Source organism: Mesorhizobium sp. RCAM 05104 (genome assembly GCF_059683645.1).
Map to the genome: position 1 here is coordinate 3,699,021 of NZ_CM185033.1, position 13,159 is coordinate 3,712,179.

The 13,159-nt window shown below is 54.4% G+C and carries 9 protein-coding genes and 1 pseudogene; 5 read left to right on the forward strand and 5 right to left on the reverse strand.

Going from position 1 to position 13,159, the window contains the following annotated elements; all coding sequences use genetic code 11:
* Window positions 1–24 precede the first annotated feature (24 nt).
* Entirely contained in the window at window positions 25–2,025 is a 2,001-nt protein-coding gene (locus AC56QP_RS18050; RefSeq protein WP_489858712.1) for a caspase family protein, read from the forward strand.
* 179 nt (window positions 2,026–2,204) lie between these two features.
* On the opposite strand, the gene AC56QP_RS18055 is transcribed toward AC56QP_RS18050, so the two are convergent.
* On the reverse strand, window positions 2,205–2,660 hold the full coding sequence (locus tag AC56QP_RS18055; protein WP_489858711.1) for a Ros/MucR family transcriptional regulator: 456 nt from the start codon (window positions 2,658–2,660) through the stop codon (window positions 2,205–2,207).
* 380 nt (window positions 2,661–3,040) lie between these two features.
* On the opposite strand from AC56QP_RS18055, the pseudogene istA reads away from it, so the two are divergent.
* The 4 genes and pseudogenes from istA to AC56QP_RS18075 form a co-directional block, all read left to right on the forward strand.
* Window positions 3,041–4,534, forward strand: a pseudogene (gene istA, locus AC56QP_RS18060) (IS21 family transposase); the annotation flags it as partial.
* A gap of 5 nt (window positions 4,535–4,539) precedes the next feature.
* Window positions 4,540–5,268, forward strand: coding sequence for an IS21-like element helper ATPase IstB (gene istB / locus AC56QP_RS18065; protein WP_489858710.1), 729 nt, complete (start codon window positions 4,540–4,542; stop codon window positions 5,266–5,268).
* A gap of 180 nt (window positions 5,269–5,448) precedes the next feature.
* A complete protein-coding gene (locus AC56QP_RS18070) occupies window positions 5,449–6,063 on the forward strand; it encodes an IS110 family RNA-guided transposase (protein WP_489858709.1) in 615 nt (204 codons plus the stop codon).
* A gap of 326 nt (window positions 6,064–6,389) precedes the next feature.
* A complete protein-coding gene (locus tag AC56QP_RS18075) occupies window positions 6,390–7,484 on the forward strand; it encodes a hypothetical protein (RefSeq protein ID WP_489858708.1) in 1,095 nt (364 codons plus the stop codon).
* Window positions 7,485–7,534: 50 nt separating this feature from the next.
* Here the strand turns inward: AC56QP_RS18075 and AC56QP_RS18080 are convergent, their stop codons facing one another.
* The 4 genes from AC56QP_RS18080 to AC56QP_RS18095 form a co-directional block, all read right to left on the reverse strand.
* The gene (locus AC56QP_RS18080) at window positions 7,535–8,194 is read right to left on the reverse strand and encodes a hypothetical protein (protein WP_489858707.1); all 660 of its coding nucleotides are present in this window, start codon (window positions 8,192–8,194) and stop codon (window positions 7,535–7,537) included.
* 355 nt (window positions 8,195–8,549) lie between these two features.
* Window positions 8,550–9,578 carry a hypothetical protein gene (locus AC56QP_RS18085; protein ID WP_489858706.1) on the reverse strand — a complete coding sequence of 343 codons (1,029 nt, stop codon included), beginning with the start codon at window positions 9,576–9,578 and terminating at the stop codon, window positions 8,550–8,552.
* 5 nt (window positions 9,579–9,583) lie between these two features.
* Complete coding sequence (locus AC56QP_RS18090; RefSeq protein WP_489858705.1) at window positions 9,584–11,176, reverse strand: hypothetical protein; 1,593 nt, start codon at window positions 11,174–11,176, stop codon at window positions 9,584–9,586.
* A gap of 157 nt (window positions 11,177–11,333) precedes the next feature.
* Complete coding sequence (locus AC56QP_RS18095; RefSeq protein WP_489858704.1) at window positions 11,334–13,025, reverse strand: recombinase family protein; 1,692 nt, start codon at window positions 13,023–13,025, stop codon at window positions 11,334–11,336.
* Window positions 13,026–13,159: the final 134 nt, after the last annotated feature.

Here is a 13,159-nt window from a genome sequence, read left to right on the forward strand (position 1 = left end):
GTACTAACTTGCGCGGAGCAACTCATGCGAACGCTCTCCTTAAATGTTGTAGTCAGTGCACTCTTGTTTCTTGGCTTTCCGACCGCGCAGAGTGTTGCCCAGGCGCCAGCAACGAAAGAGCCAAGCCGTTACGCACTGGTCATAGGCAATGCCGACTATCTCGCCAACGGCAGCACATTGGGGGATCTTGATACTGCCTGTGACGAAGCAATCGCCTTCCGACAATCGCTTCTGAAGATCGGGTGGGACCCAGATCACATCCATCCGTCGATGGCAGACAAAAGCAAGGCTGGTGATAGTCAATACCTTCGAGAAACGTACTGCAATCTTACGAACGATCGAATTAGGAAGGAACTTCGGGACTTTAGCGACGAGCGTATCGATGGAAATGACAATCCATTTGCCGTAATATACTACGCAGGCCATGGAGCACAAAATCACAATAATATGTACATTTTTGGAGTAGACAGCGATATCGACCCGCTAAAAGAGCTCAGAAGGATCGTTAAGGGATCCGACTATGAAATTTTTGGCGACCAGGCGGTGAATTTGACTAAAGAGATCGTTGGATTAAACGGCCTTCCAGGCCAGGGTTTTTTGGTTTTTATTGACGCTTGCCGCGACAATCCGGTTTTGAATAAATACAGGTCCCAGGTTGATGATCTTATAAAGAAATCACCCAAAGCTTTGACGGCAAAGCAGGTGCAGCGCATTTCCTTGACATATGGCTATCCCGACGACTCACAGAGAGAGCTCAAAAACATCATTGTGGCATATTCAACACCGCCTGGGGCACCCGCCGATGACGGTGGTCGGGCTGGATCGACCCTGTTCGCTACCACCATCCTGTCGATGCTTACTGATGAAGATATGCAGAAGGTTAACGTCAGCACATTTGTCGATGAGTTACGGCTCCGTGTATACAACGCTCAGGAGGAACTCGATGAAAGTAAGCGTCAGTACGCCCAACGGCAGGGTCTAATGCCCTACCGGCCGGTATTCTGTTTTAAGGGCTGTCCACAGCCTCTTGCCATCTGGCGCACCGATTCCGCCCTTTTGTTTCGCCCTGAAGAACCCGAGGAGGGGATGGGTGAAGGCGATCAGAGGACCGAGTTCTTTGAAAAGGGTGGTCCGGATCAGGCACGTGCACCTCTCCGAAATGGGCCGGTGCTTGCTTTTAACGAATATGCTTCGAGGGTCTCTGACATCTCCAGGTTCTCTGCGAGCGACGTTGTCGTCGCCCAGGACACTATTGCGCCGGACGACATTCCAAACATATCGCCCGCCTCCGATGCGTTGCGTATAGACATCTATTATTGCACGGGGGATTCGCAAAGTGGTCGCCGGTTGCAGCTCGCTACAGAATTAGCACAGCAGATAACCAGAACAACTCGTTCGAACTTCGTGCTTGAAGGAAATCGACTCGCTTTCGTGCGCGTAAGAGAGCTAACAGCCGCACTGAACCTTGAGCACAATTTTGTGTATGGCATGAATACGGTTTGGGTAAATCCAAAGAGTGCCTCCGAGTTGGCATGGGCCGATTACGTAAACAGCAAGTCACCAACGCCGCTAAAGCGGTTTTCTATTACTGGGAACCGATCAAAGAACTATTTAAGCGTATATTTATGTGAGGGAGCCGAAAATGCAAAGGCAACAAGCACGGTCTACCTTCAGGTCCCATCGCGTTCTGAGAATCTGATTGGAGATAGAATGGTGAGCGCTCTCAACGCGGAATTGCCGCAACTTAGCTTTGCCACACATATCGCCGCAGTGGACGATCCGGACCAAATAAAATCGCCAAGCGAGACCGAGGTACGCTATTTTTTGAGCACTCAACGGAACGACGCTATGAATCTGTCCAATGAGCTGGCCAGTCAATTAGGCCATAAGGTTGATGTGGTTATGCTGTCATCCAGGGATCTTAAGTCGATAAATGAGAACCCCGTGATCGAAATATGGCTGGGCCGCAGCGATATTGCCGCAGCTCGGAACGCATACGTTGAAGTGCCTGAGAAACAGAAATAGCTTGTGACAAAGATCAATTTCACGGCGAAATTTCATGGCCTCAGCGCCCACCGGGGAATAGCACTGGAGCCGAGTTGGCCGATATGTGCTGATAATGTGGCGCATCGACAGGTGCCAGGTGCCACACGCACTTAAGTACGAGGCTTGAAATTGCGACCGCTTGCAATGCGATGTTGCGTCTACGGCTTTTTTGCACCCTTTGCAGCGGCCTTTTTGACGGGAACGAGCTTCCTAGTGGAAGCGGGTTTACGACCAAGGCCGATGGATTTCGCCAAGCTCGACCGCTGTGCCGCGTAGTTTGGCGCCACAATCGGGTAGTCCCGCGCCAGTCCCCACTTCTCCCGGTACGCTTCCGGCGTGAGGTTGTAGCGTGTCATCAGATGCCGCTTCAACGATTTGAGCTGCTTCCCGTCCTCGAGGCAGACGATGTAGTCAGGAAACACCGACTTCTTGGGATTAACGGCAGGCGAGAGGACGGGCTTTTCGGGCTCTACCGGTTGTCCGACCTTCGACAATGACAGGTTCACGCTGTGGATCAGCTCTGGCAGTGACGTGACCGGCACAGGATTATTGCTGACATAGGCGGAAACGATATCTGCGGTTAATTCGATCAGGTTGACGGTCTCGTCGGCCAAGATGAATCTCCTTTTGGAAAGCCCTCGCCGTCGTAGCTTCTGACAATCGTCTAATCAACGACAGAAGTGGCTGTTAGACTTCACCTCGCGCAAACCCACTCTAGCATCCCAGCGCCACCGTTGCCGACGAAGACATTGGGCACGCTAGCCAACGCTTCGGCAATATGGCCCAAGGTGTCCTCTGGGACGCGGGCATTCCTCGGACCGAAACGCTCGGCCAAAAGCCACCCCATCGAACCGCATCTACAAAATGCGAGGAGCGTGGTGTGTTTCGGCGTGGAATAAGGACCCCGTTTCAGGGGTGATCGGCGTCCAAAAAGGACCCCTGTAACGCGGGGTTGTCACACTGCCTCCGGGTTCATCGGAGGCATTTGTTTTGGATGTTGGTTGTGGAGACGATTGCGAAGATACGCCGGCTGTCGCTGGTTCATGGGAAGTCGATCAAGGAGATTTGCCGCGAGTTGCGGATCTCCCGGAAGGTCGTCCGCAAGGTTCTGCGATCTGATGCGACTGAGTTCCGTTACGAGCGCGAGCGGCAGCCGATGCCGAAGATCGGTCCCTGGCAGGGTCAGCTCGATGGATTTTTGAACGGCAATCACAGCAAGGTTGGGCGCGAGCGGCTAACGCTGATCCGGATCTTTGAGGAGCTTCGCGGTCTCGGATACGACGGCAGCTACGATGCGGTTCGCCGATACGCCAAGAGCTGGTCGAAGGCGCAGGGATCAGCGACGGCGGAAGCCTATGTGCCGTTGTTCTTCCCGCCGGGCGAGGCCTACCAGTTCGACTGGAGCCACGAGATCGTCCTGATCAATGGCGTGACTGTGACCGTGAAGGTCGCCCATGTCCGGCTCTGCCACAGCCGCATGATGTTCGTCAGGGCCTATCCGCGCGAGACGCAGGAGATGGTGTTCGACGCGCACGACCGCGCTTTTGCCTTCTTCGGTGGTGCCTGCACGCGCGGCATCTACGACAACATGAAGACCGCGGTGGAGACGGTGTTCGTCGGCAAGGACCGCCAATACAATCGCCGCTTCCTGCAGATGTGCAGCCATTATCTGGTGCAGCCGGTCGCCTGCACGCCGGCGTCGGGCTGGGAGAAGGGTCAGGTCGAGAATCAGGTCGGGCTGGTGCGCGAGCGCTTCTTCACGCCGCGGCTACGCTTCAAATCCTATGACGAACTCAACGCCTGGCTGCTCGACAAATGCATCGCCTACACCAAGGCGCACCGTCATATTGACCAGCCGGAGCGCACGATCTGGAACGTGTTCGAGGAAGAGCGCGGCAAGCTTGTCGAGTATCGTGGGCCCTTCGATGGATTCCACACGGTCCCCGCCTCGGTGTCGAAGACCTGCACGGTGCGCTTCGACAACAACAAATACTCGGTGCTCTCGACGGCCGTCGGCCGCCCCGTCGAGGTCCAGGCCTATGCCGATCGCATCGTCATCCGTCAGGACGGCAGCCTCGTCGCCGAACATGTCCGCTCGTTCGGGCGCGGCGAGACGATCTACGACCCCTGGCACTATGTCCCAGTGCTTGCCCGCAAGCCCGGAGCGTTGCGCAATGGCGCGCCGTTCCAGGGCTGGGTTCTGCCATCGGCAATGGAGCGGGTCCGGCGCAGATTGAAGTCCGCGGACGACGGCGATCGGCAGATGGTGGCGATCCTGGCTACCGTTCTCAGTGACGGTCTCGACGCGGTCGAGGCGGCCTGCCAAGAGGCACTCGACCAGAACGTCTGCTCGTCAGCCGTCATCATCAACATCCTGGCACGGCAGCGCGATCCGGCGCCGGCAATCACCGTTCTTACTCCGGACGCGCTCCGCCTGCAGCATGAGCCGCAGGCCGACTGCGCCCGCTACGACAGCCTCAGGAGGGCAAGCTGATGGAACGCACCCAGGTTCTGGATCTTATGGGGACGCTGAAGCTCTATGGCATGCGCAGCGCCTACGACGAGGTCATGGCGACAGGCATCAAGCGCCAGCACGAGCCGCCGAGGATCGTCGGCGATCTGCTGTCGGCCGAGATCGCCGAGAAGCAGGCCCGCTCCATCAAATACCAGCTCACTGTCGCCAAGCTGCCGATCGCCAAGGACATCGATGAGTTCGACTTTGACGGCACGCCAGTCAACGAGGTGCTGGTCCGGGACCTTGCCAACGGCACCTTCGTTGCCGATCAGCGCAATGCCGTTCTCATCGGCGGCACCGGAACCGGCAAGTCGCATCTGGCAATCGCCATTGCCCGCGCCCTGATCCGCAACGGCTCACGTGGCCGCTTCTTCAACGTCGTCGATCTCGTCAACCGGCTCGAGATCGAGCACCGTGGCGGCAAGCAAGGCCGCATCGCCGACTACCTCACCCGGCTCGACTTCGTCGTGCTCGACGAGCTCGGCTATCTCCCGTTCGCCCAGGCCGGTGGGCAGTTGCTCTTCCATCTGATCAGCCGGCTCTACGAGCGCACATCGATCATCGTCACCACCAACCTGGCATTCGGCGAATGGCCCGCCGTCTTCGGCGACCCCAAGATGACCACCGCGCTGCTCGACCGTCTCACCCATCACTGCGAGATCATCGAGACCGGAAACGAATCCTGGCGCTTCAAGAACCGCGCCTGATCACCCCATCACGCCGATCCGCACTCGCCGGGCTGCGCAACCCAGACCAGCTCCGCCCGGCGAGCGCTGACCATTGTGCCTCAAAAAAGGGGTCCCTTTTGCGAGCCGATCCAGGGTCCCAATTGCGGGCCGATTGACATCCGTCAGAGAACTCAGACGATCAACGCCCTGCGCGCTCATATGGGCGAGTTGGGCATCATCGCTCCAATCGGGATTGCCAACGTCAAGGCATTGGCCGTCATCATCCGGGATGGGGCTGATAGCCGCTTGCCGCCGGCTGCGCGATTTGCTCTCACAGAGATGGTCGACCAGATTGAGCTTCTTGCAGCGCGGATCGATAGACTTGAACGTGAGATCGTTGTTCAAGCCAGGCAAGACTCGGATATGCGTCGGCTCGCTACCATCCCCGGCGTGGGGGCCATTATTGCCATGGCCATCAAAGCGCTCGTTCCTGATCCCGGCGGATTCAAATCGGCTCGGCACTTTGCTGCCTGGATAGGCCTGACACCAAAGGCCCATTCGAGCGGCGGCAAGGATCGCCTGGGGCGCATTTCCAAGATGGGCAATTCAGAATTGCGATCGCTGCTTGTGACTGGGGCCGCATCCGTCCTTCGCCATGTGCGAACTGACGACAAGGCGCGGCCGTGGCTGAAGGACTTGCTTGGCAGACGCCCTTTCAAGGTCGTGGCAGTTGCGCTGGCCAACAAGACGGCGCGGATCATCTGGGCTTTGTTGACCAGAGGTGGAGTATACCGCAACCCAATGGAAACAAGGGCGAACGAGATCCCCGCTTAAGGATCCGGACCGCCCATACGAGCTGACCGGCAAGGGCCGGCAGAAGCGAGGTGCAAAAGCAGACGATGAACCCACGGGACTAAATCCCGAAACAGGACAGGCCGAAACCCGTGACGCGCACAAAAGCGCGCCCCCTTGATCCAGCCACCTGTTTCGCGGACTTCATCGAGGCCAGCGGTCATGTGCCGCGCAGAAAGGCCGGACATATGACCGCACCGTCCTCATGTGGTGAAATCGACTGAAAAGCATCCTTGCACCGCGGGCCGTTCCACATATCACCGGTTGATATCGCCGTTGCCCGCTGCACCCGAATTAACTGGGACCTGTTGGATGATCTGGATCCGAACGAAGGCGATGACCGTGTGGTGGCTCAGATCCTTCATGCCCGGGACGTGCCTGACGACCGCAAGCAACTACTTAGCCATGATACCAACCCTATAGCGATTGCTTCCCGTCATGACCTGAAGTGCCGTCGACTGCCCAACCATTGGCTCCTGGCGCCGGAGCCTAGCCCAAGCGAGAAGGAAGTCGCTCGGCTGAAGTCGCGGGTAAGGGAATTGGAGGATGACCAGCCCTTAATAGAGCTGTCACTCGAATTCGGTCCGACCCAGCCACAGCGAATTTTCCGTATCGAACCTTTGCCTGATGATGCCCAGAAGGCAATCGTAAGCCATATCGTTCGGGCTAATCCACCGATGCAGAGCCAGGCTCGTTCGCCATTCGTAATCGACTTTGATTACTATGACAGCGGTTACAACGACCGTTATCGAGATTATCGAAGCAAGGTCCTTCCAGCATATGCGGCATCCGTGCACCGCTTTGTCGAGGTACACTATGGGCAGGTTCCGTTCGTTTTCAGACTGAAAAATGCCGGCCATCTACAGGCTGAAGGGTTGGTGCTAAGGATGACTGCTAAGGGCGGATTACTGCACGATCGGTTTAGCTGCTACCCGATATTTGGACCCGCTGCGCCAAGACCGAAAAACGGTCTGCTGCCACCAGTGTTCGCCTTCAACCCGCGCGATCTTCAGAAACCAATCGTGGGGCGACATGAAATGGATTTTGCCGTGGGGCCAAATCGCAGCGATACGATCGAGGTCCATTGCACTGATTTTAGGCATGGTCGTACGTGGCACTTTAAAGGAATCGCCACAATCGACTCTAGGGGCGAAGGCCCTTTCGAAATTGAGGTCGAGGTAACTGCATCGAATATGCGTGGAATCCGGGTTGGGGCGTTCCAGTTTATCCATACCCCTGAACACGCAAGGCTCGGCGATTTGGTCGACTTGCTAAATCGGTCATATCGCGTTCCGATCCCGATGATGGACCGCTTTATGGCTGAGTTTAAAGCCAAGAATGACGAATGGATCGAATTCGTGCCTATCGACGACGACGGATCTGACGAGCACAATAGCGATTGACGTCCGATCACCGATCTCGTCGCTCATGCCGGGCTATTCTCAGACTGATCTCAGTGAACCGAACCTGATCGTTCGATCGGTAAAACCCTGAAATCGTCGCTGATCGTGAGCTGTTGGTTGTTGTGACCGATGAATTTCGCCATGTACGAGGATACACGACTGTCACCCGTCGAATTTCGATGGTCATGATCAAGTTGCTGGATATCTAATTCTCGAATCGAAAACCGTTCTCTGATGGATAGAAGCCGTTCTTTGTCGGCTAACAACTTTAGAAATCCATCTCGAGTTTGATCGGTGAAAAGCCAAATCGAGTGGATGTGAGCGTTCTCCAACTGTCCCATCGACCTCCAGTATCTCGATCCGTTCATGTCCAGACAACCGATCGCCAGCGGTTTGAGATCATGGAATGAAGGACGATGGTAGTTCCGTCCAACCAGTTGGCGGCAGATCAAGTTGTACAGGTCGGTGAATGTGTCCATCTCCGTTTTGTCACCTGGGCCGTCGACCAGGGCGGAACCTTCTTGCCGCTGCTTACGACTGTTGTGATCGAACGAGATCGTGATGAAGAACCCGTTCCGTCGTTTGTAAAATGAGGCGGGCTCGAACCGACCTTTGTGAGCTTCGATGAACTGCTCGATCCTGTCATCGAACCAGGATGCATATTCAGATGATATGGAGGCTGGAGAGGCGTGTGAGTGGCTTTGCAGCATGTGAGTTCGTCATTTTGCATAGGGGTACAAACCCATCAAGCCGATGGGTAAAATTGCGTCTAGGTGGTCGAAGGCGTGCGAGGATAAGCCGTCGGCACGGTTCGAAACTGCTACTGGAACCAAGGGGGGCAATAGGTTCTGAGCTTCAGTCTATTTATGGCTGATCTCACGAAAGCGTGGATAGTCGTACCGACATCGGACAAGTCGCTGGGCCTAAGACAACGCTACTTAGTCCGGCTAAGTGGCCATCGAACAACGGTCATTGAGGCCTTGGATCGGCCACCGGTGGCCGAGCGGCACTTTAAACTTGAGGGTACACGGCAACATGACGCCGATCCGTCCACGACAACCCAACCTAAGGCTTTGGCAATGGTGGTTTGATCGGGACAGGTGGCTTGTATTCAAACAGCGGGTGGTCCTCACTATAGATAAGGATGCTATTCGGCGTGCTATCAACATCGCCAATCGAATTTGTGTCCACTCCTGCCTGTCCTCCACTCGGACCGACTGTGCCTGCGCCAATCGATGCTAGTCCAAGGACCAAGTCTATCATGCCTTTGCCAACTCGCGTTGTGCTCCTCATCACTTCAGCATTGGCGCGCAAGTCCTCTGCGACTTTTCTGACCCTATCGTCATCCGCCATCATTGCAGTTAGGATGCCAGAGAGCATCCTCGCGTCCGTCTCGGAGGTGCCCGCACCGGCCAGTTCCTTAACTCGCTTATAAATTCGATCAAAGGTCTGACCTCTTTGCTCTTCAATCTGCGACGAAATGATTTTTTGTACCCACCTATCAACGTCTTTGTGGCGAACAGCGTGCTCGTCTCGCCACTTCTTTGCGGACGTCAGTGTCTTCTCGCCCTGCTTAATTTTATCTGCGAGGTGATTGTCGCGCCCGCGCATATTAAATTGCAAGTTATCTAGATCATGCCACCAATACGGGATATTTTCACCAAAGATGCCAGAAAACTCGTCAAGGTGCTTATCGATCTCGTCGTATAATTTATGAATAGCGTCCGTTTGGGTTTGAAACGCTTCCAACAGCGTGCCAGATGCTTTGATCTCATTCGATAGCTTTTGAATATTTGCATCAAGCTGATCATAAACCCCTTGGATACGATTGGCCTCCTCAAGCGATTCCTTCAGATCTGCGCCCGTTAAGGCAGTCAGGGAAACCCCACCCGCCCACGGATCGTCGAGCGGCACATTCGAGAGTGAAAGACCATCAATCAGCTTTTGTTCACTGGCCACTTGGTCGAATACTGCTTGATCGATAACTATTGCGTCTCCGCCAGCGACTTTCCCGCCCGTATCGATTTGATTGATGATGTCACTAAGACCATCCGTTATATCCTTGAGATCGGACCAAACGGTGGGGCCATCCATTGTACTTACTCCGCAGATAGTTGTTTAATTTCATCATCTACATTCTTCTTCAACTTCCGAAGCTGCGCGACACCCGCGTCAAAGTCGACGACCTCTAGCGCCTTCTCTGAGGAAAGGGCGGCGAAATCTGCAACGGTCGTTGCGAACTTGACGGGACTCTGGCCTTCAGGGATCGGTTCGTCCTGGCACGTCGGCTCATTACCATTGCCCAGGCAGGAATTGGCCCAAGCCTCTGGAACGTCATCATCGCGGCTAACGATCTTCTCAAAGAGATAGTCGCGAAAGCCATTCTGGTTGGTCAGCTTTTCGCGCGCAAATATGTTGGGCGTCGACGATGTTTTCACGGCGTACGGTATGACCCAATAATTGCTTAGGTGAGAGCCGGCCGAATAGTCGAGAGCGACAAGAGCCTGACTGGGCACGTCCGCAAAATCGGTCGCCCACTTTGCATCGCCTAGCTGAAGTCGCTCAACGTACACACCAACGTCTCTGACTCTGGAAGGCCAGCAGATCATCGTCACTCCCGGAGGACTATTGGATGCAGCGTTTGTACATTCCACTTCTCCCTCCCTTGGATTTCCATCTCTGGGGGCGAATTCAACCCTAGTGCCGCAATCAAATTCGCCATGGATCTGAGAAATTACACTGCCATCGTGGGACCGCTCGTACCGGTTCTGTAAGTAGTCATCGATATTCTCATCATCTTCCATGTCAACCTGATGGGTTAACAAAGCCTTGGTTGAGATATTGCCAATATCGATATCACCTCCCAGGTTTGAAAAACAAAATCGGACTCCCGAATCTACCGGCATCTTGAAGGAATAGTATTCGGATAGCAGCTCTTTCCTCTCAGAATCGAGGCGATCCTCCATTAGAAAGCGATGAAGTCCTTGCTGTATGCCGCTGTACCTGGCGATGTACCAAAGTTTATTGCCATCTAGCGCCGGGACGGACTGAGATATATAGTCATCCAGCAGTTCTATCGTATAAATAATCTGGGCTTCCATATTCCCGGTTCGAGCAATGATCGTATAGCGGAGTTTTTCGTAAACAGCGTCTATCGCTCCCATTTGGGCAAACGCTTCTGGAACCGCCCTTTTTATCTCCTCCAGCTTGCCCCTGGCGGCAATGAACCCTGCTATTCTTTCTTTGCCGCTCAAACTGTCATAATTCTTTACAGTATTAGCGAGATCATTGATGCTATTTTGAACAACGATCATCTGGTACAGCAAATCCTTGTACGGCTTGGCATTGAGCTCGGCCGATATCGCTTGTTCAACCTGATCAATCTGCCGGGACAAAAGGGTCAACCCTCTTGCCAGCCGCTCCTCATTTTCAAGAACCTTATCTATTTTAATGTTCAAGGCATCGAATTCCTCACGGATCCACTCGTTGTTGGAACCGTCTGCATCAAGCGAACGGATTAGCTGAATTGCGGCTATCGCAGCCTGTACATACTGAGAAGAGGCGCTACCTACTACGCCTAATGAAATTATGATCGCCAATCCCGCCAGCTGGGTCAGCCTATTCAACGACCTAGCGGGACCAATCCCTAAGATCGCTGCCGCCAGTCGCAGTGGGTTACGGTTGCCAGGCATAAGTTTGGCTCAACCAATCGATCTAAGCGAAGTGCCAAAAAAATCCTGCTGAAGTTCTACCCATTTTTCGATCAAATCAAGTTCTCTGCACCCCCATCTGAACCAATCTGGCAAGGAACACCTAGTTTTACTGCTTGGGCTTAATCACGAATATCGTTTACAGGTCGCTGCCGCGATCAGTGCCGGCGGGATTTCCTGCGACATCCACAGTGACCTCAGCGATGAAGTCCGCTGGGTCGTCATTATTCAGCACGACCCTACGTGAAATACCGTCGGCAAGAACGACCGTGAAGCTGCGGTTATATCGCTTTGCCTCGATGTTGGAACGATCGATCACTTCGAGGATGCGCCGGCGCTCTGTCGGATCGGTCCCTGCCTGATCGAAGAGCGCTTCCGCCTTCTCCAACCGGGGTTTGGTACCTTCAACATCTAATCGCAGGTCCCTGACGATTTCACGCAAGCGGCCGGCAAGCATTGACCTTTGCGCGAACGCGTCGGGGCCTTCGGTCTCTTGAAGCTGGTCAATCAAACGGTGCACCTCGTCAGGCGAAATCGACTGCTGTTCGCGTATTGCAGACAGCCGTAGCTCGGCGTCAGTGATCTGCACGTCGACTCCGGCTAGCTCGTTTTCGCATTCCTTCAGTTTTGCCGACACGAAATCGATCGAAATCGCCTGATTTATGAGAGCGTACGACCGCTCCCGTTGCACCTCTAGCTGATTGCGTTTCTCCTTCAGCGAAGTTAGTCGATTATCCAAGGCGATTGCATCGGATTTAGTGGCCGATGCCGCTAGTATTTCACCTAGATCGATCTCCCTGACGTACAGAAAGAACGACCTTTCAAAATCTTGGTAGCGCCATGGGGTTGAAACGCAGGCCAGTCCACGTAATGCCTGACTGCATTTCAGGTATGTTCCGCCCCCCGGGCCAAATCCCTTATTGAGGAAATGCATCGGAGAGCCGCAGTATCCACACTTTGCCAAGTGAGTGAACAGGTTGCGCAGTGCTTCTCCCTTACGGCCCCCGCCTTCTATCCGGCGCTTGCCCCTGGCGAATTGGGCTCGGAGAAACAGTTCTTCATCGACGATTTGTGGATAATAGCCCGGAATTGGGTCGCCAAATGGTATCCGTTTTCCATTCTGCTTGGTGTGAGGCTGAAACTCCCCCAAGACCGCACGCGTCTGAATGATCTTGGTGACATACGACTGCACCCAACCATTCGACCTACCAAAGGCCGGTGTTCCCAAGTCGTTCAACCGGCGCGTGATGACAAACGACCCCTGGCCGCTCGCGCTATCCTCGAATATCCGCCTAACGATCTGGGCCCGATCCTCTATCACGCTAAATTCTTTGCGGTTCGGTAAGAGCTCCAGCCAAGCCGGACATAGCCCAGTCAATTTCTTGTCCTCGATTGCCCTTCGCTTAGCGTCCCATGCTGCTGACAACCGTTGGCTTTTGATTTCTGACTCTTCGTTCGCACGCGCCATCATGGCAATCGAGATGATCAACTGCGCGAATTCTGCTTCTCCAGCCTTGTACAGTTGATTGTCCGATAGGGTGACGAGGTTGATCCCGTTCGACGTGATCTCAAAAAACAGAGGGACGGCGGCACTCAATTTTTGACGCGAAAGGCGATCAAAAGACTCGACCAATAGGTATGAACCCTTCGGAATTCTCCCGGCCTTTACCGCTTCGAGAAACTTGCCAAGCTCACCGGTTGAAACGTTGTCGCCCTTGAAGGCAGAGACGCCTATGTCCTCAAGTCGGAAATCCTCCACTAACTGGAGATCATGCTCCTCAGCGTATTTCTTGGACCGTTCGGTTTGCCTTCGCAAACTGTCGCCCTTCAACTGGATGTCGGTTGACATTCGGATGTAAGAGTAGGCGAGAGGCTTTGACAGACGATTTCTCCGAGCTGTGATTTAATACCTCACAATCATGCCAACATTCAACCGCCAGCATTAAATTTAAATGCCTCCATTAT